18 protein-coding genes are annotated in these 24401 nt (G+C 39.9%); 9 read left to right on the forward strand and 9 right to left on the reverse strand.

Translation table 11 applies throughout. The annotated features are described in order from the left end of the window. Positions 1-75: 75 nt before the first annotated feature. Both MTN96_RS26185 and MTN96_RS26190 read right to left on the reverse strand, forming a co-directional pair. A complete protein-coding gene (locus tag MTN96_RS26185; protein WP_248533190.1) occupies positions 76-3192 on the reverse strand; it encodes a TonB-dependent receptor in 3117 nt (1038 codons plus the stop codon). A 330-nt stretch (positions 3193-3522) separates the two neighbouring features. Next, entirely contained in the window at positions 3523-4368 is an 846-nt protein-coding gene (locus MTN96_RS26190) for a S1/P1 nuclease (RefSeq protein WP_248533192.1), read from the reverse strand. 233 nt (positions 4369-4601) lie between these two features. Here MTN96_RS26190 and MTN96_RS26195 point away from each other — a divergent pair, with 233 nt between their 5' ends. Further along, positions 4602-5483: a hypothetical protein gene (locus MTN96_RS26195; protein WP_004588735.1), complete on the forward strand. Its 882-nt coding sequence runs from the start codon at positions 4602-4604 to the stop codon at positions 5481-5483. Continuing rightward, positions 5476-6420, forward strand: a complete 945-nt coding sequence (locus MTN96_RS26200; protein ID WP_164521649.1) for a hypothetical protein — start codon at positions 5476-5478, stop codon at positions 6418-6420. The genes MTN96_RS26195 and MTN96_RS26200 overlap by 8 nt, the downstream gene beginning before the upstream one ends. A gap of 41 nt (positions 6421-6461) precedes the next feature. On the opposite strand, the gene ushA is transcribed toward MTN96_RS26200, so the two are convergent. Then, positions 6462-8084, reverse strand: a complete 1623-nt coding sequence (gene ushA, locus MTN96_RS26205; protein ID WP_138684663.1) for a bifunctional UDP-sugar hydrolase/5'-nucleotidase UshA — start codon at positions 8082-8084, stop codon at positions 6462-6464. A gap of 296 nt (positions 8085-8380) precedes the next feature. Between ushA and MTN96_RS26210 the strand changes: the two genes are divergently transcribed. Continuing rightward, entirely contained in the window at positions 8381-9139 is a 759-nt protein-coding gene (locus MTN96_RS26210; RefSeq protein WP_248533194.1) for a peptidylprolyl isomerase, read from the forward strand. A 48-nt stretch (positions 9140-9187) separates the two neighbouring features. On the opposite strand, the gene MTN96_RS26215 is transcribed toward MTN96_RS26210, so the two are convergent. Then, the gene (locus MTN96_RS26215) at positions 9188-9607 is read right to left on the reverse strand and encodes an MAPEG family protein (protein ID WP_248533196.1); all 420 of its coding nucleotides are present in this window, start codon (positions 9605-9607) and stop codon (positions 9188-9190) included. 168 nt (positions 9608-9775) lie between these two features. Between MTN96_RS26215 and MTN96_RS26220 the strand changes: the two genes are divergently transcribed. Further along, positions 9776-12667 carry an insulinase family protein gene (locus tag MTN96_RS26220; RefSeq protein ID WP_248533198.1) on the forward strand — a complete coding sequence of 964 codons (2892 nt, stop codon included), beginning with the start codon at positions 9776-9778 and terminating at the stop codon, positions 12665-12667. A gap of 116 nt (positions 12668-12783) precedes the next feature. Here MTN96_RS26220 and MTN96_RS26225 read toward each other — a convergent pair whose 3' ends face one another. Continuing rightward, positions 12784-14166: a Na+/H+ antiporter NhaC family protein gene (locus MTN96_RS26225; protein WP_248533200.1), complete on the reverse strand. Its 1383-nt coding sequence runs from the start codon at positions 14164-14166 to the stop codon at positions 12784-12786. 286 nt (positions 14167-14452) lie between these two features. On the opposite strand from MTN96_RS26225, the gene MTN96_RS26230 reads away from it, so the two are divergent. Further along, a complete protein-coding gene (locus MTN96_RS26230) occupies positions 14453-14953 on the forward strand; it encodes a GNAT family N-acetyltransferase (protein ID WP_248533202.1) in 501 nt (166 codons plus the stop codon). On the opposite strand, the gene MTN96_RS26235 is transcribed toward MTN96_RS26230, so the two are convergent. Genes MTN96_RS26235 through MTN96_RS26245 form a run of 3 tightly spaced genes read right to left on the reverse strand, consistent with a single transcriptional unit; the run spans position 14950 to position 18376 of the window. Continuing rightward, positions 14950-15558, reverse strand: a complete 609-nt coding sequence (locus tag MTN96_RS26235) for a membrane integrity-associated transporter subunit PqiC (protein WP_024031907.1) — start codon at positions 15556-15558, stop codon at positions 14950-14952. The two genes, MTN96_RS26230 and MTN96_RS26235, sit on opposite strands and share 4 nt — an antisense overlap. Then, positions 15558-17213, reverse strand: coding sequence for an intermembrane transport protein PqiB (gene pqiB, locus MTN96_RS26240; RefSeq protein WP_029771939.1), 1656 nt, complete (start codon positions 17211-17213; stop codon positions 15558-15560). Before pqiB ends, MTN96_RS26235 begins: the two co-directional genes overlap by 1 nt. Next, positions 17210-18376 (reverse strand): paraquat-inducible protein A, encoded by a 1167-nt coding sequence (locus MTN96_RS26245; RefSeq protein WP_236695089.1) that lies wholly within the window; start codon positions 18374-18376, stop codon positions 17210-17212. Before MTN96_RS26245 ends, pqiB begins: the two co-directional genes overlap by 4 nt. Positions 18377-18543: 167 nt before the next feature. Here MTN96_RS26245 and MTN96_RS26250 point away from each other — a divergent pair, with 167 nt between their 5' ends. Beyond that, the gene (locus MTN96_RS26250) at positions 18544-19269 is read left to right on the forward strand and encodes an ABC transporter substrate-binding protein (RefSeq protein ID WP_248533203.1); all 726 of its coding nucleotides are present in this window, start codon (positions 18544-18546) and stop codon (positions 19267-19269) included. A gap of 24 nt (positions 19270-19293) precedes the next feature. Here the strand turns inward: MTN96_RS26250 and MTN96_RS26255 are convergent, their stop codons facing one another. Continuing rightward, positions 19294-20115 carry a thioesterase family protein gene (locus MTN96_RS26255; RefSeq protein ID WP_248533205.1) on the reverse strand — a complete coding sequence of 274 codons (822 nt, stop codon included), beginning with the start codon at positions 20113-20115 and terminating at the stop codon, positions 19294-19296. Positions 20116-20356: 241 nt separating this feature from the next. On the opposite strand from MTN96_RS26255, the gene dnaK reads away from it, so the two are divergent. The 3 genes from dnaK (at position 20357) to ybaK (ending at position 24384) form a co-directional block, all read left to right on the forward strand. Further along, positions 20357-22276, forward strand: a complete 1920-nt coding sequence (dnaK, locus tag MTN96_RS26260) for a molecular chaperone DnaK (protein ID WP_024031902.1) — start codon at positions 20357-20359, stop codon at positions 22274-22276. A 201-nt stretch (positions 22277-22477) separates the two neighbouring features. Beyond that, a complete protein-coding gene (gene dnaJ / locus MTN96_RS26265) occupies positions 22478-23620 on the forward strand; it encodes a molecular chaperone DnaJ (RefSeq protein ID WP_024031901.1) in 1143 nt (380 codons plus the stop codon). Positions 23621-23922: 302 nt separating this feature from the next. Next, positions 23923-24384 (forward strand): Cys-tRNA(Pro) deacylase, encoded by a 462-nt coding sequence (gene ybaK / locus MTN96_RS26270; protein ID WP_248533207.1) that lies wholly within the window; start codon positions 23923-23925, stop codon positions 24382-24384. Positions 24385-24401 lie beyond the last annotated feature (17 nt).

A 24401-nucleotide genomic window follows, 5' to 3' on the forward strand; every position in this document is an offset into this window, starting at 1 on the left:
TTTAATTAAGCTGGTTGGTAAAAAAAAGCCCATCAAAAGATGGGCTTTAATTAGTATTTTTTTACGCTAATGCGATTAGAAAGTGTAACGAACACCTACACGCATTTGCCATAATGACGCATCAGATTGTACTGATGTATTTGCGTTGTTTTCATTAAAGCCTGAGTAAACGTAACGGCCTTGCTCATCAATCGTTGTAGAAATCATGCTAGCGCCAACGAAAGGACCTTTTTTAAGTACGCCCCAATCATCGTTTAATAGGTTAGTTAAGTTATCAATTACGAAGAACGCTTCACCTTTATGGCCATCCATAAAGCCTGGTAATTCTTGAGTAACTTTAAAGTTAAATTTAACAAACCAATCTGAGTTTTCAGCATTACGGCCAGTGATTTCACCACGCTCTAAACCGTTAGACGCGATAAAGTCGTTAAACGCGTTAATTTCATCAGCGCTCATGTCGTAAACAACGTTAGGATCGTTTTCAAGTGGTACGTAAAGTAACTGACGGCTACCGTTCCAGTTGCTATCCCCGAAGTTACGATCGCTACCATCAAACGTGTAGCTGTATGGTAAGCCTTTGTATGCTTCACCGTATAGGTTAAAGCGAGTAGCAAAACCATCTACAAATTCATGTGTGTAGCCAAGCGTCATAGTAAAACGGTGCGGGATTTCGTAATCTGATGATGCAACACCAGGGTTACCCGGATCCGTTAGTGCAATATTACCGTAGTTTGAGCCGGCAACAGAGCTTGTCATTGGGTTAACATCGTCTGAATCTGTGTATGCGTAACCAAAGTTAACGCTTACGCCATTATCAAACATTTTGCTTACTGCTAATGAAATAACAGATGAATCACCGCTATCACCACTTACATTTGTAAGAAGGTACTCACCAGAGCGGCCTTCAATAGACTCGTAAAGAGGGCGACCATCAAATGTAGTTTCGCCCGAATCCTGAAGTGCGATGTCACGCATTAAGGCAGCATCTTTCTTCTTAGAGTATAAGTAATCAAGTGAAATTACATACTCGTTTTCAGTTGTGTATGTTGCACCAATTGAGTATTTCCACTCTGAAGGAATTTCAAAATCTGGGTCAACAGCGTTTGTTGCTGAATCACCCGAGCCGATAACAGTGTTAGCAACTTCATCAAACATCTCTTGCGGTACTTCAAAACCAGGCGCGCCGCCATTTACGTTTGGCGTGTTGAATAAATCAACTGGGTTGCGGAATGTACCGATGTTAGTAATACCATCGTTAGAGTAAGAGTTAGATAACCACACATTTGGGTTACCACCAGAGAATAAGCCAACACCGGCGCGTACTTCTAATTCGTCTGTTGCGTACCACTGGAAGCCAACACGTGGTTGAAGTAAATCAATACCATCGAATGTGCTTTGGTTACTAAAGCCGTAGCGGTCAGTAAAGTTTTGGTTGAAGTTAGGTACGTCATCACTTGTGTATTTATCGTAACGTAGACCAAACGTGATGTTTGCATCTAAGTCTGTAAACGCGTATTCATCTTGTACATAAAACGTATGCTGAGCGTATGAAAAGCTTGCAGCTGCATCGTTTGGATTGTTAGTCGCTGCAGCATTATTGTAGTAAACACGGTCAGCTAAGCCATCTTCAAAATCATCGATTGAATTGAAACGATATTCACCTTCAGTATGCTGTACGAATAAGTTAAATACATCTAACTCTTCAAACTCATAACCAGCAGTAATTGTGTGTTGGTCAAGGTAGTAAGTACCCGCTACTTTAAATGTAGTGGTATCGTAATCTAAATCATTTGATTGACGAGAGTCATCTGGACCAATGTAAACCGTACCACCATCTTCTGTACGAATTTGCATTTCGCCAAAGCTGCTAGCAGCATCAAGTGACTGTACAGTTGCATCTAGTTCTGATTTACCAATACGAACTTCAGTTGAAAAGTCATCTGACCAATCTGAGTAAACAGAACCAATAATTGATGTGAATTCTGCACTTTGGTCGTAAAAGTGGTTTGATAGTGAAACACGGCTAGAACCAGTATCAGACTGTGAAACCGTATTACCATCGTTGTAGTTATAGATTAAGTTTGCACGGTGATCTTCGTTGATGTTCCAATCTAATTTAACTAAGATTTTTTCATCTTCAACAGGCATACTTGAAGGCATACCGCCTACGTCATAACCATATACAGATTGAGCTACACTTGTAATACGAGCAATATCATCTGCAGTTACACTGCCGCTGCTTAAACCGTCGTAGTTAAACTGTTGAACACCTTCAAGTTTTTCATATGAAGTGAATAAAAATAGTTTATCTTCGATTAACGGTAAGCCAACGTTAAAGCCGTAACGTTTTTCGGTGTAGTTACCGTTATCAACGTCTTCGCCTTCAATTTCGTCGCCTTTGAATGAATCACTTGTGAAATCGTAGAAGATGCCACCGTGAACTTCATTACCACCAGATTTTGTTACCGCATTAATGTTACATGAGGTAAAACCACCGTACTGTACGTCAAATGGTGCTAGCTCAGCTGAAACTTGCTCAATTGAATCAAACGAGAAAGGGGCACGAATAGTAGGGTAACCGTTCGAGCTTAAACCAAAGTTATCGTTCATACGAACGCCATCTAGCGTTAAGCTGTTGTAACGAGGGTTACCACCGCCACAGTTGATTGAACCGCGGCTATCATCAATTGTGATACGCGGGTCAATACGAATGATATCTTTTAAATCACGGTTAATAGCAGGCGTGTTTTCAAGATCAGTTAAAGTAAATGTAGACGCTGGGCCAGTACCACCAGACATAGAGCTGATAGGTGCACCTGTTACTACAATTTGCTCCATGCTTGATTGTGGCTCAAGTGCAGCATTTACTGGGTAATCGTTACCAATGTTTAGGATAATGTTATTAAATTCTTGATCAGCATAAACATCAGAATCAACGATTACCTTGTAAGGACCACCAACACGAAGGCCTTTAGCAGTAAAGTAACCTGCATCGTTTGCTTCTGTTGTTTTAACTGAGCCAGACGGTACGTGTAAAATTGTTATTTTGGTACCTGGCGCTGGGTTACCGTTTGGACCGGTAATTTGACCCTTAATCGCAGAGGTTGTTTCGTTGGCGAATGCAGCGCCACTTACACTTACACACGCAGCGATAGCAAGTGAGAGTGCTGTTTTTTGAAGTTTAGTCTTCATTTTCATTTCCCGTGAAAGTTATAATTAAATTGTTATTTTAAGTAGTATAAAGTCAGCAGTGCTGTTGAATTTATACTCTTGTAATATGCAAAATTAATTCGCACAATTTATACTTGTATACTTAACTAAATTTGGATTAATTACTTATTGTTATGTTACCGCCGTTATGTGACAGTATTATGAAATGCAAACTTTATAATTCCTTTTACAATTAATTATTTACATTTTGTAATTAATACATTTTTAGCTGTATTATTTTAGCTATACTCCAGAGAGTGTATAAACATAAATTAATTCCCGTGTGTAGGTTTTTTATTTATAGGTTGATTGTTATTTTGTCGTTATTTTTAATTTTTTATTGTCATCTGACGAATCAAATAAATAGTTCAATACACCCGCAAGCCTAACGCCTGCTTTTTGCAAACGCTGCTTAACAAGCGGATTGTATTTGAAAACATAACTATAGCTCACTTCATCACTGGTTGAGGTATAAATATCTTCGGCCAGTTTGTGAGATTCCATCAGCCAAGTAGTAGGGCTGCTGTTTAAGTATGTTTTAATTAATGCTGCATCGTCGGTATCTATAAACTTAGCGTATTCAGTGTAAGCTAAGTTTTCATTTTCTATTAATCCAGTGTCCCAAAGGCTGTGCAAATTGGTTTCGTTGTCAAAAAAATCAACTTTAATTAAATTGCCGCCTCTATCTTCACTTCGCCCAGCATGAAATGGTTGATGGCTGTCGCCAACCAAGTGAACTAAAAACTTTAAAGCAAACTGTTTTTCATTAAGGGAAGAGGTAGATGACTGAAGTGTATTAATAGAGAAGTAAATACCTTCTAGAATATTTGTAACATCGTTTTTGCTGTGTGTATGTGCGTGATTTAGAGAAAGTGTTTTATTTTTAGGAAGATTTATGTAGTGCCAGCGTGAAGATTTTTTACGCCAAAATAGTTCAGGACTAGATCGCATTTCATCTGCCCAAGTAGAAATTTGAGCTAGGGATTGTCCTTCTAATAGTGGCAACAGGCTATGCACTGCTTCGTCACTCAAATGTTGCTCAGCAATATGCCCAACAATTCGATGACCATTTTGACCCCACGCATACGCTTTAGAAGTTGTAAAAACAGCACCAATTATTAACGTTGTTGCTACGAGAGTAGCAATTTTAATGCGCATCAATGTTTCCTGCATTTATTTTTATTCACCTATTAGCTGGTGTAAACATTGTGATTGTTTTTGCTAAATATAGAAAGGAGTCAAGAGTATTCATTATTTCTTATTCATAATCACATTAAATCAATAGCTTACCTTTGATAGGTAAAATTACTTGTTGTAATAAGTAAATAATATTGTTCAAATAAAGCCTTAGTGTTGTTAGGTACATCTTATTGATGGGGTTTGGAAAGGTCATGTTACATAAACTGTCGTTTGTTACACTTTTGTTTCTGGTTATGGTTGCTGCATGGTCTGTTGGAAAGGTGAGCGTTAAAAGTGATGAAATAAATTTCCCAGAACTAATAAAAACGTCAACACAATGTTATACAACAGCCAGTGAAAACAAAAATCAGCTTATTGTATTTACGCCATCGCAAAGCGTGGCAGAGAAGCTTACAGAGTCTCTATGCCTTGATACCGTGGTAACGAAACAATACGGTTCAGTTAAAGGTTACTGGGGTGACAGTACAACGGAAAGCTTCGATTTTGTCGGCAAAGGAATTGCAGACCTCGTACTTGCAAAAAATAATATAATGGATGCCTTCAATGCAGAGCTAACTTATAACTATCAATCTGTGGTGGGTTTTTCTGATTACACCGCATTTTTTATCTCCTCAAAAGAAAAGCCACGCTTAACAAAACAATACTTTTTAGATAAGCGTATAGGCTTATTAGATTACCCTACAAGCCGCTCTGGCCATATACTTCCAAAGAAAATGTTTAAAGATTTAAATATTAACTTAGCCAATTTAGATATTACTTACGCCAGTTCGCACAGCGAGCTTCGTGACTTATTAGCTAATGGGCAGGTCGATATTATTGCGTCTTTTTGGAAAGAAAGTGATGCAGCTCGTTTTTCAAAAAATTATATTACCCCTTTAAGTAATAAAATTTCAGGTTCGCGCTGGTATTTAAAAATGCAGCAAAACAATACAGACCTTTTATGCGCTGTACAGCGTCATATTCTTGATATGTCAAAGGAGCAAACACTGAGTTATTACAAAGAGGCGCAATCATACTGGGATTGCAGTTCAGAGCAGGTAACAGCTAAAGATGAGAGCGTTAAAAATGGATAAGTATAAATATGTTTTTTTTGGCTGCGCTGTTTTTATTATTAACTGTTTAGTGTTTTATGTGTCTGTAATAAATGAGCAGAGTGACGCTATTAAACGCCAGGTTATTGAAACCGAAAAACAAGTTGCACTGGATTTACCGTTAATTGCGCTCTCTAATGAGCTTTTAAAGCACTCGGGTAACCAACATGCAGTGCAAGACTACTTATTAAAGCTCAACGGCTATTTAGACAATAACCTTCGCTTAGTTAAAATTGTGCCAAAATCTGCTAAACCTTTAACTTTAAAGCCAAACCAGTTTGTAAGAACACTCAAGTCGAGCACTACCCATGTCTCTTTAGTGTTTGAGAAAAACGCACAGTTTTGGTCAGAAAACAGGTTTTTGATTTGCTTGTTATTTTTAGTTTTGAGTATTTTATTTAGCAAATGGCTGAAGTCTATTATAGGTATGCCTGTAGATGCTAAAGGCCCATCACTAAACGCTGATACTGACTTAGGAAAACCAAAAGAGCTGGCATTGATCATTGATTTAAACACTAAAACACTCAGTAATAGTTATATGCCTGAGGCTACAGTGTGTTTAGCTAACAAACCGTTATGCTTTTATTTAGCATTAATAGAGTTTTGTCGTGATAATAAAGATGTTGTGCTAAATCAAAATAAATACGTGCCAGATGAGCTTATAGAGCTTGCTAATAAGTACTTTTATAGGTTGATTGAGCTTGGGCATACTATACGCAAGCGGCCAAATTTTAATAGCAGCTTAGAAAAAACCCTCAGTGAAATTCGTGCAGCCCTAGACGAAGTCTTAAATGAACACCCTGATATGAAAGATATTTATTATCCGCCTAAAGCATATGGCGAGGGCTCTCGCTCACGTTTACACAGTTACGGTTTAATAAATATTGCAAAGGGAAACATAGAAATAAAAGGAAAGTAGTCAGCTACTTTCCTTAAACATTATCTTTTAATAACGTTTTGTTATTTAGGTGCAAACTGCGCAGCTTTAAGTGGACTATTTTGTGAGACAAAGGTTTTAAGTGCCTGGGCATCGGTTTCATCTGTGCTAACAAACCCTTTTAGTTTATTAATAGCAGGGTAACCGTCACCACCTGATGCGTTATAGCTATTTAAACTCATACGGTAAGTTTTATTTTCATCAAATGGCTTACCATCAATGAGTACACTGACTAATTTGCCATTTTTACGGGTAAACGCTAATTTGTGATATTGCAAATAGGCACCTGCATCAACAGGGAAGCTGGTCACTGTTTCTAAGTAGTTCCATAAATCACGCCCTTGCCAGTCCATGTAAGTAATGCGATTTTTAAACGGGTGTACTTTTAAAATATCTTTATAGCTAATATCGCCAGCTTCAATAGAGCTTCTTATTCCGCCACCACTAATAAGGCCAAAGTCGGCGCCAACTACATTCATTTGTGCTTGTATAATCACACGCGCTAAATTAGTTTGTTGGTAACGTACTTTGTTTCTATCGCCCTCTAAACGCGCATCAACACTGCCAATTTTACCTGCAATTTGTTTTGCGCCTTTTGCTTGGTAACTTGCTAAAAAAGCTTCTAGGGTCGGATCGGGTTTAATGTATTCGTTGGCTAATACTTGTTTACTAGACCCATCGGCTTGAATTTCATCAACATATAAATTAACTGGCAACAATTTATAATCGAGTAGGGTGAGCTTTTCGTTTTCTAGCTTAAACTCTGCCTTACCCACATACTTGCCCCACTCATGTGCTTGCATAATCCATGTGCCGTTTTGCTGATCGGGCTTACACGCGAGACCGGGTTTAAAGTTATCGTCATTCTTATTTTTAGCTGCCATACAAACCGGCTCTTGCGAGTGACCACCAATAATCATATCTAAGGTATTAGCGGGTAAAGAGCGGGCAAGTGTGACATCGCCCGGGGCATTAATCCCAAAGTTTGCATCTACATAATGGCCCATGTGAGTAAGTGCAATAGTGATATCGGGGTTGTATTGCTCATTAATTTTTTTAGCGAGAGCTGCCGTCACATCAACGGGGTCTTTAAATTCTAAATGGCCAATATATTGTGGGTTAGCTATTTTAGCGGTGTCTGTAGTGGTAAGTCCTATAACCGCAATTTTTAAGCCCCCCTTTTCAAAAATTTTATAGCCTTGAAATGCGCTTTCCCCAGTTGCTTTGTCAAAAATATTTGCAGACAGTAAAGGAAAGGTAGCCCATTGCTGCTGCTTACTTAAAACGCTCAGTGGGTTATCAAATTCATGGTTACCAATTGCCATAGCATCGTAACCGAGTAACGACATTCCCTTAAAATCAGGCTCTGCGTGTTGTAAGTCTGATTCAGGTATACCGGTGTTAATATCACCGCCAGAAAGCAGCAATACTGCATGGCCTTGCTGTTGAGCTTTGTTACGTAAAGCGTCAATTAACGTTTTACGCGCTGCCATACCATATTCACCTTTTTCGTTATGCCAAAAGCGCCCGTGATTATCGTTAGTATGTAATACAGTAATATACTGTGGGGCAGTGGAGGTGTTTAAAGGTGAGTTTGTACAACCTATAACAGATAAAATAACTGAAAATAAAATAATTATACGCATGAAATACCCATTTATTATGGTGTGCTTAATTTATTAGGCGGTTAGTTTAAACTAATTTAGCGATAAATAACGTACTTATTTTATACTTTTTTATATTCAAGTTTTAAAAGTAATATTAAATTATTAAATGCTTTTACACAAAGCGAATACAGCGAGTGTTATTTAAAAGAATATGTAATGAAGTGTAACTAAAAGGGTGTTAATTGTAGTTGTGCCTTCTAAATGCTTTTCCTAGGCGTATAGTGTGGATTAGTATTAACACTTAATTTAAATAACAATAACAAAAAGGACTCATAATGAAAAAGTGCCTGATTGGCTCACTACTTGCGTTTTCGTGCTTTACTAGCCAAGCCACTATTGTTGAAATGCAAACTTCGCACGGGGTGATAGAGCTTAACTTGTTTGATCAACAAGCCCCCAATACGGTTGCTAACTTTTTAAGTTATATTGAAGATGACGCATATAACCAAACCGTAATACACCGCTCAGTCAGCGACTTTGTAATACAAGGTGGTGGCTTTACATTTACCGACGAATTAGTGCCAATAGCCACCAAGCCTGCTGTTGTTAATGAGCCTGTTTTATCTAATGTGAAGGGCACAATCGCGATGGCTAAATTAGCCAACGATGAAAACAGCGCAACGAGCCAGTGGTTTTTTAATATGGTTGATAATAGCGAAGCGCTTGATACCCAAAATGGCGGTTTTACAGTATTTGGACAAATTACAGCGCAAAGCCAAGCTACGCTCGATAATATTGCTGGATTGGTACACTGCGGCGATATCCCGTTGGTTGATATAACCAGTGAACAATGCTCAAGTAGCGATGTCGCTCTTAGCAGCGCTAACTTTGTAACTATTAATAGTGTGGTGGTATTAGATGACGACCCGCTTTCATCTGCCAACTTAAACCCAACAGCCAATACATTAATAAGCCAGGACGATTCATCTGCAGAGGCTGGCTCATCAAGCAGTTCGGGTGGGAGTATGGGTGTTGGTTTTTGCTTAATTGCACTGCTTGGTGTGGGTAAACGCTTAAAACGCGCTAAATACTAATTAAGTGTTAAACAGTAAATAAAAAAGCGGCTAATTAAGCCGCTTTTACTAAAATGCTAAAATTCGCCAAACAATCGCGAGCCATAAAGCAAACACACTGGCGCAGCCTAGTAAAAAAACATTAAAGCGCAGTCTTACATTATTACTGCCAATATGAACAACCGTATGCACAATACGCGAAATAACAAATAAGCACGCAAGCGCAGTAATTAAGTAGCTAGCGCTGTTAAGTTGCAATGTAACAATACAACCGATATAAAAAAGCACTGGTATTTCAAACTGATTGGTAAAGTTTCTATCTGCTACGCGTACGGTATCGCCTGCGTTATCAAGGCGCATGGTTTTAAAATCGCTCAACTGTAATTGTTTGTTTTTTGCAGCAGCAAAGCGTCGCTTGCCCATAATTAACATTACAATGAGCGATAACGTTACTTGTGCAAACATGGCGAGTATTATTATTTTTTCCATCCTATTTCCTTCGTTATTATTTTACTGACTTTAAGTATGCAGGTGTTTTTCACAATGTGTTACATAAATTAGTATTATTTTGTGGTAAACCCTTAATTGTTAGTGTTAATTTAGCTCTATTACGTTGTTTTGAGCGCATCCTAAGCGCAATTTTAATGGAAAAACAAAATGAAAAAAATTCTTGGTTTTAGCGTCATCGCTTTAGCAGTTTTAAGTGGCTGTACTAATACATCATCTACCTCATCGGTTGCTAGTTCTTCACAAAGCTCCTTACTCTCAGACACATTAGTTGTAAGCCCAAATGATACGCGCGAATATAAAACCCTTACCCTCGAAAACGAAATAGAAGTCATTTTAGTTTCTGATCCAAGCGCTGAAAAATCAGCAGCATCGCTAAGTGTAGGCGTAGGCTTACTACACGACCCTATGATGCAGCAAGGTATGGCACATTACTTAGAGCATATGCTTTTTTTAGGCACAGAGCGCTACCCCGATACAAAAGGCTACTCTGACTTTATGACCAAAAATGGCGGGGTAAATAATGCGTATACCTGGCTCGATATTACAAACTACATGTTTAAAATTAATAATGATGCCTTTGATGAAGCGCTAGACCGTTTTGCTGATTTTTTTAAAGCCCCCAAGCTGTACCCTGAATATGCAGATAAAGAAAAAAACGCTGTAAATGCAGAGTGGTCAATGCGCCGCGAAATGGACTTTTTTGGCCAGTTTAAACTTGCCCGTAAAATGATGGGTGATCACCCGGCAAATCGCTTTTTAATTGGTAACCTAGAAACGCTAGGAGACAAAGAAGGCAGCCAATTACACAAAGAAACGGTCGACTTTTACAATAAATACTATTCATCTAACATCATGAAAGTGGCGCTTATTTCAAATTTGCCAATTGAGCAAATGGAGCAAAAAGCAAAAACTTATTTTGCCGATATCAAAAATAAACACATTGAAAAGCCAACCGTTACCGCAGAGCTTGATTTTGATAAAGCCGGTGGCAAAAAAGTATATTACTCACCTAATGAAGACGTAAAACAGCTGCAACTTGAGTTTACTATTAATAACAACAGCAGCGACTTTGCGGTTAAACCTAACCGTTATGTCAGTTATTTATTAAGTAATGAGATGCCAGGTAGCCCGGCACAATTACTACGCGACAAAGGCTGGGTATCGCAATTAACAGCGTCTCCTTCTCCTAGTCAGTACGGCAATTACGGCGCGCTTACTATTTCGCTTGAATTAACCGATGAAGGCATGAAAAACCGCGAAACAATTGTTGCAACTATTATGCAATACATTGAACTGATTAAAAAAGAAGGTGTAGATGCTAAGTACTTTAATGAAATTCGTACATCACTTAGCAATCAATTTAAGTTTTTAGAAAAAGGCGATGAGTTTAGCTATGTCAGCGCGCTTACTGGTAGCATGCAAGATTACCCATTAAATCATGCCATTGATGCGCCTTACTATTATGCCAAATTTGACGCAGAGGCGATAAACGAAGTACTTAAGCAATTAAATGCTGATACGCTGCGCGTTTGGTATATTTCGCAACAAGAAGAAACCGACTCGCAACTGCATTTTTATGATGGTAAATACCGCATAGAAGATATTAGCGATGCCGAAATTGCCAGTTGGAAAACATCAAGCGAGTTTAAGCTTGCTTTACCAAGTGTAAATAACTTACTACCTGAAAGCTTTGCTATTAAAACAGCTGAGTTTAAAGAGCAGAAACACCCTGAACTGGCTTACGATAAAAACGGCGTAAAAGTATGGCGCCAAGCAAGCCAAAAATTTGCTGCCCAGCCAAAGGGGTTGGTTGAGGTATATATTAATACCCAACCAGGCTTAAATGATATTAATGCTGAAGTACTTTACTCAGTATGGGCCGACTTATATAACATTCAACAAAGCCAACTAAGCACCGAAGCCGCCATTGCCGGTATGAGTGTAAACCTTGCGCCAAGTAATGGTTTAGTTTTATCAATGAGTGGCTTTACCGATAAGCAAGATGTACTTTTAAAACAAGCGCTAAGCGGGTTAAAAGCCGACGTAACTGCACAAGCCTTTACCCAAGCCATTGATCGCTACAAACGTGGCTTGTTAAATCAGCAAAAGCAATTTCCGTATGCACAAGCATTTGGCGCCTACTCAAAACTTATCCGCACAGGCAGCTTTGATACAGAGGCACTGATAAAAGCGGCAGAATCGTTAAGCGTTGCCGATTTAAACAAGCTAAAAACAGCCACATTTGCCACCAACGATTTACGTGTATTTAGCTACGGTAATTACAACCAACAAGATATAGAATCGATAGCCACTGAGTTAAGTGCCACTTTACCAAGCAATCATACATCGAGTGAGTTTGCGCGCAGTAAAGCATGGTTACCACAGCCAGGCGAAACGCGAGTATTGAAAAAAGATATTGATGTTGCCGATGTGGCAGTAGTTGATATGACTGTTCACCCAGTGCCAGGGTATAAACAAAAAGCGCAAGCCGCGGTGTTACAAAGCCACTTTAGAACCATTGCATTTGATAAAATGCGTACCGAAGAGCAACTTGCATACGCCGTAGGTGCGCTGGCTCGCCCAATAGAGGATTACTCGGCAATTGGCTTGTTTATTCAAACACCTGTTAAAGGGCCAAAAGAAATACAGGCACGTTTTGATCAATTCAAAAAAGAGTACGCGGTAGAGCTTGATAATATGAGCTTAGATACTTTTGCTCAACTTAAAAATGCCACGCTTGTATCACTAAAAGAGCAGCCTAAAAACCTAAGCGATGAAATGGGGCCACTTATTACCGATTGGTATCGTGAAAACTTTAACTTTGACTCTAAGCAAAAGCTAATTGATGAAGTTGAAAAAGTAACGCTTGAAGATATTAAGCAGTACTACAAACAAACTATGCTAAACCCACAAGCCGCACGTTTAAATGTGCAGTTACGTGGTACTAAGTTTGTAGAAAGCGACTTTGCTGATTTACCAAATCAAATCAAAATTCAATCGCTTGAAACCTATTACAATGGTATTAAATTACAAAAATAAGCTATATATATCTATACAGCTAAAAGAATACCAATCCGCTTAATTAAGTATTATTGTGGATTGGTAAAACACCCCAGTGTAGTACTACATTGGGGTTTTTTTTAAATTAACTTAATTTATGCCATAACAATAAAGCCGACAACGGCAAGTGCCGCGGCAACTAATGTATAAGGCAGTTGCGTTATTGCATGGCTCATTAAATTACAGCCAGAGCCTTGTGCTGCAAGTACGGTAGAGTCTGAGTAAAAACAGGCTTGGCTTCCAAATGATGAGGCCGATAACAACGCGCCAATAACCAGTGGAATATTAGCATCAACCGCAGTTGCCAGTGGCATAACTATTGGGATCGACACAGCAAAAATACCCCAACTAGAGCCTGTAGCAAATGCTAACACTGCCATAGCAATAAATACCACCGCCGGTAAGTATTGGGCAGTCATGTACGGGCTCAAACTACCGATCACAAACTGCGCTAAGCCAATTAAGTCGCACACATCTTTAAATATAAATGCGGCTATTACAGTGCCAATAGCCGGTATCATGCTTTTAAAGCCATCAAGCATGCGCTCTATCATTTCGCTAAAGCTCATTAATTTTTGTAGTGCATAAAAAGGAAGCGTTACCGCCATAGTTGCTAATAAGCCTTTATATACATCTATTTCAAAGTAAACTGTAAAGGCTACTAGTAAAATTATAGGCAGTAAAAAGTTGTGTAATTTTCCTTTAGGGTCGGCATCTTCAAAGCTTTCTTCTACTGCTTTTACAGCGTATTCGTCGGCTGTTTGAATATCACTAAATTGCGCAGGGTCTACAGTGGCTTGCTCAACTTGCGCTAACCTTTCGGCTTTTTTCATAGGCCCAATAGCAGGTATAACACCCAGTACCACTAACAAAACCACCAATACTGCAAACCAGGCGTAAAACATATAAGGAATGGCTTGAATATAAACCGCAATGCCTTTGCCCTCCTCGGCAATGCCGTTATCGACTAACAAGCCGCCAAAAAATACCGCCCAAGTCGATAAAGGGACAAGTACGCAAATAGGTGCCGCTGTTGAATCTACAACGTAGGCGAGCATTTCTCGGCTAACTTTAAATTTATCGGTAATGCGTTTCATCGTTTCACCAACGGTAAGCGCATTTAAATAGTCATCAATAAAAATAACCACACCTAAACAAAAGGTCATAAATAAAGAAGAGCGTTTACCTTTAGTGTATTTTAGCGCTAATTTGCCAAACGCCGACGCACCGCCAGTGCGCACTAATAAAGCGATTAAAGCGCCAAAGCCTCCGCACACGAGTATTAACCAACCTATGGTTTCGTCGGTCATTACTTTAAGTGATGTGCTGGCAAAGTTAGCAAGCACCTGAGCTGGGTCGGCTATTACTAAGCCAACTAAAGCGCCAATAAGTAAAGATAAAATAGGGCGGCGTAAAACAACAGCCAATACCACAACCACCGCTGGTGGCAGTAAACTTAATGCAGAAGGTTCAAGCATTTAAAGATTCACAAAATTAAAAGCATATTTAAATAATAAATTGCTTAACAAAAACAAAGCAGGTAATAGTTATTACGTGCCAAGTCACTGCTTTTGCCGCGTAGGGTGCTTTGCTGTTATGTTAAATTAATAGCGAAAGGGAAACGCGTTGGCTTTGGCGCCAGACGGTGCAAGAGAAGCATGCCGCTATTGTTGTGCCTGTAAAAACATCGGCGCAAAAATAATCCGGTTTTGTATTTCAGTCAATAAAAATTTACGTACAAAATAACTTTTTATAGGAGATAACGTGGAGGCCGTATTTAAAACCCAACGTTTATTATTGCGCTATGCAAATGAGCACGATGCAGCCATGTTACTTACTTTGGTGAATCAGCCAAATTTTATAAAATATATTGGCGATAAAGCCATTTATACGCACAGCGATGCCAAGCGCTACATTGAGCAATCGTTTAGGGCATCCCATAAACACCAAGGGTTTGGCCCTTATATTATTACTTTACACAATGGTGAAGTAGTAGGAGTTGTGGGTTTTTATAAACGCGATGTACTGCAACTGCCAGATTTAGGTTTTGCCTTGTTAACCCGTTATGAGAAAAACGGTTATATTTTTGAAGCGGCCAAAGCGCTATTACAAAATAGGCACACACTTGGGATAAAACAGGTCAGTGCTATCTGCGCAGCTAATAATACCGCATCTCATGGTGTATTATTAAAGTTAGGTTTTAATAGGGTAGGCAAGGCGGTTATTAATAATGATAAAACCGCCGTAATTATATATGGTTATTAAAGTCGCGCTTGCTCTATGGCTTTTGCTACGCTTAGGTTTATGTTTTGCCAAGTTTGCTCAAGGGTAGCCACTAAGCCATCGTAACCATCATCTTCTATTGGAACTACATGCGAAAAATTATGCACACTAATCAGGCGTCGGCCAGTTTCTGGGTGGGTGTAATATAAGCGCCAAAGACCAGAAATATCAGCATTGCCTTGCATATCACCATTAAAGTGGTGCACTTCATACTCAAGCTCGTAAAACGTTTGTTGATCAAGCTCGGTAATTACCGGTAAGCCCTTAATGACCATCCAATTAGGCATTGCATTAAAAAGGGTTTGTTGCGCTGTAGCGGTGAGCATCACATCGGGCGATTCACCCCATAGGTTGTAATTTGCCGCATGAATTTGGTTGCTATCAATTTTCATTGCTATACCCAAATTATTTAAAGCGCCTCTAAGGGCCACGGTTTGCACTCTTAATTGGGCATCAGTTTCTTTTACATGGCGTGATGATGAAGCAATGGGTTGTTCAAACTGATAATACTGCGTTGCGGTTTGAATTGACGCACTGCACCCTGCAAGGGTAATTAACACGGTTATGGCTAAAAATAAGTGTTTCATTATTGCTTCCTTGGTTGTGGATCAGCGGGGAGTGCTTTATCAAAAATAAACATATTAGGTTGTTCGTTTAAACCCCGTGTAAGCGGCTGAATTTCTTCACTTAAGCGTTTAAATTCAAGCAAGGTTTGCTGTAATTGATGATGAAACTCAGAGCCGGCCTGATAACTTGCCATGGTTTTATCAAATTGACGCATGGTCACTTCAAACTGCTCCATACTTTTGGTCATTTTATCAAAGTTACGGTTAAAATCGCCGGGTAAGTTTTGGGTATCTTTTTGGCTTAATAACGCACGCATTTCGTTAGCAAGCGCTTGGTAGTCGCTAAATGTAGCCTGCATTTGCGCTAGGCTGTCTTCAATTTTTAAATCGTTTACCTTGTTAAGCACATCCGAGACCTGATCGGCAAGCACCGTAATGCCGCTAGAAATACTCGGAAATACATCATACTGGGCAAGCTTTGCTAAATGCGCTTTTGGTGCGTCGGGGTATATATCAAAATCTACATACACTGCGCCAGTTAAAAGGTTGCCAGGTTTTAAAGAAGCGCGCATACCATTTTTTATCCAGCCGGTTAGGCTACTTTGCCAAAACTCTTTGGCCGCTGCGCTATCGTGATATAAACGGCCATACTCTATTTTAATCAGTACCGGCACCGCCGTATTATGGTTTTTAAAATGTGCAGGTTTACCATTAACAATAACGTTAGCGGGGGCTTCTACCACGGTACCAATTCGGGTGCCGCGATATTCCACAGGGGCGCCGGGTCTTAGGCCACGTATAGATTGTTCAAAATCAATAATGTAGTAATCAAAGTCGTAAAAGCGCTCTTCTAGTGCTTCTTTGTAGCTTTGGCTTAGGGAAAAGTTGTGGCCGTCTTGGGCTAAGTCGCCTGGCGCTTGTTGCTCTGGTAAGCCAACCGAAATACCGCCTTTGAGGAGTTTACTTAATGAGCCGGTACTTATATTAATACCATCGGCCGACAAATCTATTTCAATGCCGGCATTAACCCAAAATATAGAGTTTAATGTTATGAGGTTTTGATACGGCTCGTTAATAAAAATACCGTACTTCATTGCTTGGTTTTTCCAGTCAAAAGTAGCGGTTTCTATTTGGCCTATTTTGTAGTTTTTAAAAAATATCCCAGTGCTTACCTCCAGTACTTCAGCGTTGTAGCTGAGTAACTGAAAACGCCCACCTTTTACATCTTTACCAATAAGGGCTGGCTCATCTTGTAATACAAAACGCTCTTTTAGTTTTTTACTCTCCCCTGGTGAAAACTCTAAATAAACACCCGACAAAAGCGTACTCATACCACTAATGCCCGTTTCGTCTATACGGGGTTTAACAACCCAAATTTTGGCATCGTCGGTGAGGAGCTCATTATAGTTTTTGTCTATTTGTGCGCGGGCAATAACGCTATCTTGCGAGTCAGAAAGGCGTATAGCATCAATTTGACCAATTTTAACACTGCGCACTTTTATTTCTGTTTTACCTGCAATAATGCCCTCTGCGTGGGGCATTTTTATATAAATAGTAGGGCCTACATTTGCTTGGTATTGATACAACATCCATATACCAACTAATAAGGCTATCAGTGGAATAATCCAAATAGCAGAAATTTTTGGTTTTGTTGTTACATTAGCCGTTTCGGTCATGCTTTATTCTCTGAATGTTTGTTTTTTGGTGTATCCCACAACAAGCGCGGATCAAACGCATGTGCAGCCATCATTTGGCATATTACCATAACAGTAAAAAATACAATGCCTAGCCCTGGGGTAATTGACATTAAGTTGCCTAGTTGCACTAAGGCAACGAGTATAGCAACAACAAATACATCGATCATTGACCATTTGCCAATAAATTCAGTAAGTTGATAAATTTTAGTATAGCCTTTTGTGTGCTTGTTAGCAGGTTTTGCCACCATAATGCATAAAAAACTCAGCACAAAGGCTTTGGCCAGTGGCACCACTACGCTGGCCAAAAATATAATGGCAGCAATAGGGTAGGAGCCACTTTTCCAAAGTGTTAGTACGCCGCCAATTAAGGTTGACGGTGACACATCACCCAGGCTGGTGGTGTGCATTATTGGTAATAGATTTGCAGGTATGTAACACAGCACAGAGGTCACTAACCATGCCGTTGCTTTTTGAACACTGTTGGGGTTTCTTACATGGGTTTTAGTGTGACAACGCGGGCAAATACTACTTTTACACAGCTGATGGCATACGTGGCAAGCTTTAATGTTTTGATCAATAGCGCGTTTGGCATGTGCTGCGTCTTCAAGTGTTGTTGCTGGTTTAATATGTGCCCATAAGCGCGGCTTATTTAAATGAGCAAGCGCCGCAATATACATAATAACAAAGCCAATATATGCCCAAAAGCTGGTGCCAAAACTAATGTCGGCAAGCGACATAATTTTAACCATGCTTACTAACACGCCAATTAAAAATATTTCAGACATGATCCACGGCTCAAGGGCCAAGGTAAACTTGAGCAATCGCCTAGCGATGGCCTCAGGCAAGGATTGCAAAAGCCCAAGATGCATAGGAATAAGAATGATTAGTAAGCTCATTGGCAGCGCAATAATGCTTAAATCAATAAATAAGCCAAGTAACTCACTGTCGTAATTAAATAAAATTCGGGCAGCATCGGGCAGGGTGATGGTTTGCGTTATGCCGCTGCTACTAAAAGAAATAAACGGGTAAAACATGCTGCTTAATAGCATTAGTAATGAGCCAATACTTAGCGCAACCACTTTACTGTCGTTGTTTACATCACCTTCGCACAACTTATGGTGACAATGCGGGCACACGGCCATTTGCTTATCGGCTATTGCGGGTATATCAATTATTAGGTCGCAGCACGGGCAAATTGTTTGCAAGTTATAACCATCAAAGAAGAATGTTTACGCAATTTTGCTATATTTAAGTTATTAATACAACGCGATTCATCATTAAGCGCAATAACAATACGTTAAGGATAGATGTGAGGCTGTTATTACTTTGCTTTATTAGCTGTTTTTTTATAAGCCCGCCAGTGTCTGCCGCTTGGCAAAAACAGCCAATTGTGATTGCTGCCAGTGCGACTATTCCTCCCTATGTAATAGAAAAAACAGATACGGGTATACAACTTAATATAATTAAAGTGGCACTTATTGACCAAGGCTTAGATAATATTGTGGTTATTTACATGTCTAACAAGCGCGCCGAGCAGCAACTGCATAGCGGTAATGTGGATATACTGCTTAATTACGCAGGAAAGCGCGGCGCAGGTATTTACCCTAGTCAGCCAGTATTGAGTTATAAAAATGTGGCGGTATCACTTAAAAAGCGCAACTTTACTATTGAGACGATAAATGAGCTAAACAATAAAAGTGTTTTAGGATTTCAACATGCAACAGCTTATTCACCACCCCCATTTGCAAAAGGGGTTGCTCAGTTTGCAAGTTATGAAGAAGTAGTCAATCAGCGTGCGCAAGTCGATAGGCTAATGAAAGACTGGGTGGATGTAATTATCCTCGATGAGCGCATATTTCATTACTATAACCATGACTATGCGCACTCATTACCCGTTAATATTCACCCAATTTTTCCCAAAGCCCCACGCCCTGCTTATTTTAACAACCCAGTGCTGCAAAAAACATTTGATAAAGGCCTGCTAACTATAAAAGCAAAGGGAAAATATCAACAAATAATGAGTGGTTACCACTAAGCTCATTAGTAAGCTAAGCGGTACTTAATCAAACAAAGCAACGGTTTGACGTGTCAAAGCAATTAGCTCCCCCGATTGCGACCAAATACAGCCATCTTCTAAGCCATAACCCCCTTTAGCATGATGTGTAATTGCTTCAAAGCCTAACCATTCACCGGGTGTAAGCGTTGGTTCTTGCACAAATTCTAAATACCACGACATGCTACTTGCTGGAGCCGGCTGTTTAAACATTTGTAATAATGTAGGAGGCCATGCATCGGTAAGGGCTATTATATGTGCTTCGGTAATTGCCTCTGGGGTATGTTTAAAGCGCATCCAGCCGCCTAAATGCGAGGTCTGTGCAGCGCTAAAAGGCATAGCGCCTTGTTGCGGACATAAATCAACATGCTGAAAAAACTCAGGCATTTGCCCTTCAATAAACGGCAATGTATGACGTGCATCCACAGGCTTTAATCCCATTTCTTTACTAACCGGTACATTAACACCCGATTGCCTATCAATAGCAAAGCACGCTTGGACAATAACGCACACTTGTTCACTCTGAATCACTTTAGCTAATACCTGAGTACTGCTTTTACCTTGGCGTAAAATTTCAACTGACAAAGAAAAAGGCGTGTCGGCAAGCAGCGGCCCAACAAAGTTAGTACTCAAAGACAGTAATCGTCTACTTGGGTCAATGTGTTTTCTGATTGCTTGATAAAGTAGTGCAGCAGAAAGGCCACCAAAAGCGGTTCTACCTTGGCACCAATTAGCAGGAAACTCCATTGTACTGCTGTTATTGGCAAGCGAAGCCGAAGAAGAGTTTGAAATAGCAGAGGCTTGTTTTAATAAGTCATCAAAATGCATCGTTAATATCCTTGAAATTATCATTATCAGACATATATAGCACATAACAACTGGTCAGACTAGTTGTGTTAAATAGGTGTATTTGGCGTAAAAAACATCAAACCCTACTTTTATTAAGGTTTTTTGTTAAATAAATTACAAAAAATGAATTTTTTTTCATTTTTACAGTTGAATTAACTTTGTGGCATCCCTATTTACTAGTCATCGAACGTATTAACGAATTTGAAGTTGGAGAAGATTCATGGGTAAAATTATTGGAATCGATTTAGGTACTACAAACTCTTGTGTTGCAGTACTTGATGGTGATAAAGCACGTGTTATTGAAAATGCGGAAGGTGATCGCACAACCCCGTCTATTATTGCTTACACGCAAGACGGTGAGACTCTAGTGGGTCAACCTGCTAAGCGTCAAGCGGTTACTAACCCAACTAACACGTTATTTGCAATTAAGCGTTTAATTGGTCGTCGTTTTGAAGACGAAGAAGTACAACGCGATATCGGTATTATGCCGTTCAAAATCATCAAAGCTGATAACGGCGATGCATGGGTTGAAGCGGGCGGTGAAAAACGCGCTGCACCACAAATTTCTGCAGAAGTACTTAAAAAAATGAAGAAAACGGCAGAAGACTTCTTAGGTGAAGAAGTAACTGAAGCTGTAATCACAGTACCTGCATACTTTAACGATTCACAACGTCAAGCAACAAAAGATGCTGGTCGTATTGCGGGTCTTGAAGTTAAACGTATCATCAATGAGCCAACAGCTGCTGCCCTTGCTTACGGCATGGACAAAAACAAAGGTGAAAACGTTGTTGCAGTATACGATTTAGGTGGTGGTACTTTCGATTTATCAATCATTGAAATTGATGAAGTTGAAGGCGAGCACACATTTGAAGTACTTGCTACAAACGGTGACACTCACTTAGGTGGTGAAGATTTCGATAACCGCGTAATTAACTACTTAGTAGCTGAGTTCAAGAAAGACCAAGGTATCGATTTACAAAACGATCCGCTTGCTATGCAACGTGTTAAAGAAGCGGCTGAAAAAGCGAAAATCGAACTATCATCTGCACAATCTACAGAAGTTAACCTTCCGTACGTAACTGCCGATGCATCAGGTCCTAAGCACATGAACGTTAAACTAACGCGTGCTAAACTTGAGTCATTAGTTGAAGACTTAGTAACTAAGTCAATTGAGCCACTTAAACGTGCTCTAGCGGATGCTGATTTATCTGTAAATGATATTAACGATATCATTTTAGTAGGTGGTCAAACACGTATGCCACTAGTACAAAAAACAGTTGCTGAGTTCTTTGGTAAAGAGCCACGTAAAGATGTTAACCCTGATGAAGCTGTAGCAGTAGGCGCGGCAATTCAAGGTGGTGTATTAGCAGGTGACGTTAAAGACGTACTATTACTAGACGTGTCTCCATTATCGCTAGGTATTGAGACAATGGGCTCAGTAATGACCGCGCTAATTGAGAAAAATACAACGATTCCTACTAAGAAATCGCAAACTTTTTCTACAGCAGAAGATAACCAATCTGCCGTTACGATTCACGTACTACAAGGTGAGCGTAAGCGTGCTAGCGACAACAAATCTCTAGGTCAATTTAACCTAGAAGGTATTCGTCCAGCACAACGTGGTACTCCACAAATCGAAGTAACTTTCGATGTAGATGCGGATGGTATCTTACATGTATCAGCGAAAGATAAAGATACAGGTAAAGAGCAAAAAATCACGATTCAAGCGTCTTCAGGTTTAAGCGATGAAGAAGTAGAAAAAATGGTTCGTGATGCAGAAGCTAACGCGGAAGAAGATAAAAAGTTTGAAGAGCTAGTAGCAACTCGTAACCAAGCTGATGCAATGGTACACGGTACTCGCAAGCAAATTGAAGAAGCTGGCGATGCACTACCAAGCGAAGACAAAGATGCAATTGAAGCAGCTGTTGTTGACCTTGAAGCAGCTATTAAGAGTGATGACAAAGCAGAAATTGAAGCTAAAACGCAAGCACTTGCTGAAAAGTCTCAAAAGCTAATGGAAATCGCTCAAGCTAAAGCGCAACAAGGTGGCGCAGATGCAGGCGAGCAACCACAACAGTCTGCTAAGCAAGACGACGATGTAGTTGATGCTGAGTTTGAAGAAGTAAAAGACGACAAGTAATTGTCAGCTAAGCTTCTAACTAGCCTAAACAACATGATTTGCTCAAGTTTTTAGGGTAGGATGAACTTTTGAGGCGCGCAGGCTACAGCTTGTCGCGCCTTTTGTATGTATTTAAGGTTTAAAATTTTCATGATAAATCGATGTGATTTATCGGTTTATCCCGCAGCCTAGCTGCAAATAGAAAAGAGTAGTGTGATAGATATGTCAAAACGCGATTATTACGAAGTTCTCGGCGTAAGCAAAGATGCAAGCGAGAGAGACATAAAAAAAGCGTATAAACGCTTAGCGATGAAATATCACCCAGATCGTACCGCCGGTGATAAAGATCTCGAAACTAAATTTAAAGAAGTAAAAGAAGCTTACGAGATTTTAACCGACGATCAAAAGCGTCAAATGTATGACCAATACGGCCATGCTGCCTTTGAACAAGGCGGTGGCGGCGGTCACGGTGGCTTTGGCGGTGGTGGTCAAGGCGATTTTGGTGATATTTTTGGTGATGTGTTCGGTGACATTTTTGGTGGCGGTGGTGGCCGTCGTCAATCGCGTCAGCAACGTGGATCAGATTTACGTTACAACATGGACCTAAGCTTAGAAGAAGCTGTCCGTGGTAAAGAAGTAGAAATAAAAGTACCTACATGGGTTAGCTGTAAGCCGTGTGATGGCAGTGGTGCAAAAGCGGGCTCTAAGCCTAAAACATGTACTACGTGTCATGGTGCTGGCCAAGTACAAATGCGCCAAGGTTTCTTTGCTGTTCAACAAACGTGTCCAACGTGTCAGGGACAAGGTCAGATTATTTCAGACCCATGTGATAAGTGTCACGGACAAGGGCGTGTTGAGAAAACGAAAACGTTGTCAGTTAAAATTCCAGCAGGCGTAGATACAGGCGATCGTATTCGTTTAACCGGTGAAGGCGAAGCGGGTATGCACGGAGCGCCAGCTGGCGACTTATACGTGCAAGTATCTGTACGCGAACACCCAATTTTTGTACGTGATGCGAATAACTTGTACTGCGAAGTGCCAATTAGCTTTACTACCGCAGGTTTAGGTGGCGAAATTGAAGTGCCTACGCTTGATGGCCGTGCAAAACTTAAAATACCGTCTGAAACACAAACGGGCAAAATGTTCCGTATGCGTGGCAAAGGTGTTAAATCGGTTCGTAGTGGTGCTCAAGGTGACTTAATTTGTAAAGTAGTGATTGAAACGCCAGTTAACTTAAACGAGCGTCAACGCGAGTTACTTAAAGAGTTAGACGAGAGCATGGGCAAAGATAGCTCAAAAAACCGTCCTAAAGAGCAAGGCTTTTTTGACGGCGTTAAAAAGTTTTTTGACGATTTAACTAAGTAATTAGTTATCGTAAAAATTAAAAAAAACGGTGCTAGATGCACCGTTTTTTTTGGCTCAAATTCATGTGATTTAACCATTTTATTGGGCACGACTTAGCAATATTATAAAGTGCATATACTCAATCGATTAATTCACTGAGCAATTTTGTTGCCTTAGGCAATTGACTCCACACTGCCTTACCCTTTGTACCTATATCCTCAACAATAAAAGGCTTTTTACGTATCTGCTATTAAGTTACTCTTCAAAATGTTTAACCCTTATTGTAGATTAATAATGCGCTTAAAATAATGTGGCTAAATTGTATGACCCCTGCAATAGAATTACTGAAAAAACAAAATGTGCCTCACGATGTACTTAGTTATCAACACGATGCTAATACAACGCGTTATGGCCAAGAAGCCGTTGAAAAATTAAACCTTAACAGTGAGCAGGTATTTAAAACCCTCGTGCTTGAAACCAATGAAGGGCAGTTAATTGTTGCCGTTACACCGGTTTCCCAGCAAGTAAATTTAAAGCAATTGGCCAAACTGAGTCACGCTAAAAAGGTCGTAATGGCAAGCGCGCCAAAGGTGCAAGCCGCCACGGGGTACATTTTAGGAGGGGTTAGCCCGCTTGGGCAAAAAAAGCGCCTAACCACTTTTATTCATTCAAGCGCTATGGCCTTTAAAACAGTGTATGTAAGTGCAGGTAAGCGAGGGCTTGAGGTAGCGCTTTCGCCAACCGATTTAAAGGCACAAACGCGTGCCACCTATGGCGATTTTTAAAAGCCTCCACAAAAACC

The organism is Pseudoalteromonas sp. 2CM28B (assembly GCF_023161935.1).

What these genes read in the sequence shown, in the direction of transcription:
- MTN96_RS26185 (WP_248533190.1), bottom strand. Translation starts at nt 3,192, where the DNA reads ATGAAGACTAAACTTCAAAAAACAGCACTCTCACTTGCTATCGCTGCG.
- MTN96_RS26190 (WP_248533192.1), bottom strand. Translation starts at nt 4,368, where the DNA reads ATGCGCATTAAAATTGCTACTCTCGTAGCAACAACGTTAATAATTGGT.
- MTN96_RS26195 (WP_004588735.1), top strand. Translation starts at nt 4,602, where the DNA reads ATGTTACATAAACTGTCGTTTGTTACACTTTTGTTTCTGGTTATGGTT.
- MTN96_RS26200 (WP_164521649.1), top strand. Translation starts at nt 5,476, where the DNA reads ATGGATAAGTATAAATATGTTTTTTTTGGCTGCGCTGTTTTTATTATT.
- ushA (WP_138684663.1), bottom strand. Translation starts at nt 8,084, where the DNA reads ATGCGTATAATTATTTTATTTTCAGTTATTTTATCTGTTATAGGTTGT.
- MTN96_RS26210 (WP_248533194.1), top strand. Translation starts at nt 8,381, where the DNA reads ATGAAAAAGTGCCTGATTGGCTCACTACTTGCGTTTTCGTGCTTTACT.
- MTN96_RS26215 (WP_248533196.1), bottom strand. Translation starts at nt 9,607, where the DNA reads ATGGAAAAAATAATAATACTCGCCATGTTTGCACAAGTAACGTTATCG.
- MTN96_RS26220 (WP_248533198.1), top strand. Translation starts at nt 9,776, where the DNA reads ATGAAAAAAATTCTTGGTTTTAGCGTCATCGCTTTAGCAGTTTTAAGT.
- MTN96_RS26225 (WP_248533200.1), bottom strand. Translation starts at nt 14,166, where the DNA reads ATGCTTGAACCTTCTGCATTAAGTTTACTGCCACCAGCGGTGGTTGTG.
- MTN96_RS26235 (WP_024031907.1), bottom strand. Translation starts at nt 15,558, where the DNA reads ATGAAACACTTATTTTTAGCCATAACCGTGTTAATTACCCTTGCAGGG.
- pqiB (WP_029771939.1), bottom strand. Translation starts at nt 17,213, where the DNA reads ATGACCGAAACGGCTAATGTAACAACAAAACCAAAAATTTCTGCTATT.
- MTN96_RS26245 (WP_236695089.1), bottom strand. Translation starts at nt 18,376, where the DNA reads ATGGCCGTGTGCCCGCATTGTCACCATAAGTTGTGCGAAGGTGATGTA.
- MTN96_RS26255 (WP_248533205.1), bottom strand. Translation starts at nt 20,115, where the DNA reads ATGCATTTTGATGACTTATTAAAACAAGCCTCTGCTATTTCAAACTCT.
- dnaK (WP_024031902.1), top strand. Translation starts at nt 20,357, where the DNA reads ATGGGTAAAATTATTGGAATCGATTTAGGTACTACAAACTCTTGTGTT.
- dnaJ (WP_024031901.1), top strand. Translation starts at nt 22,478, where the DNA reads ATGTCAAAACGCGATTATTACGAAGTTCTCGGCGTAAGCAAAGATGCA.
- ybaK (WP_248533207.1), top strand. Translation starts at nt 23,923, where the DNA reads ATGACCCCTGCAATAGAATTACTGAAAAAACAAAATGTGCCTCACGAT.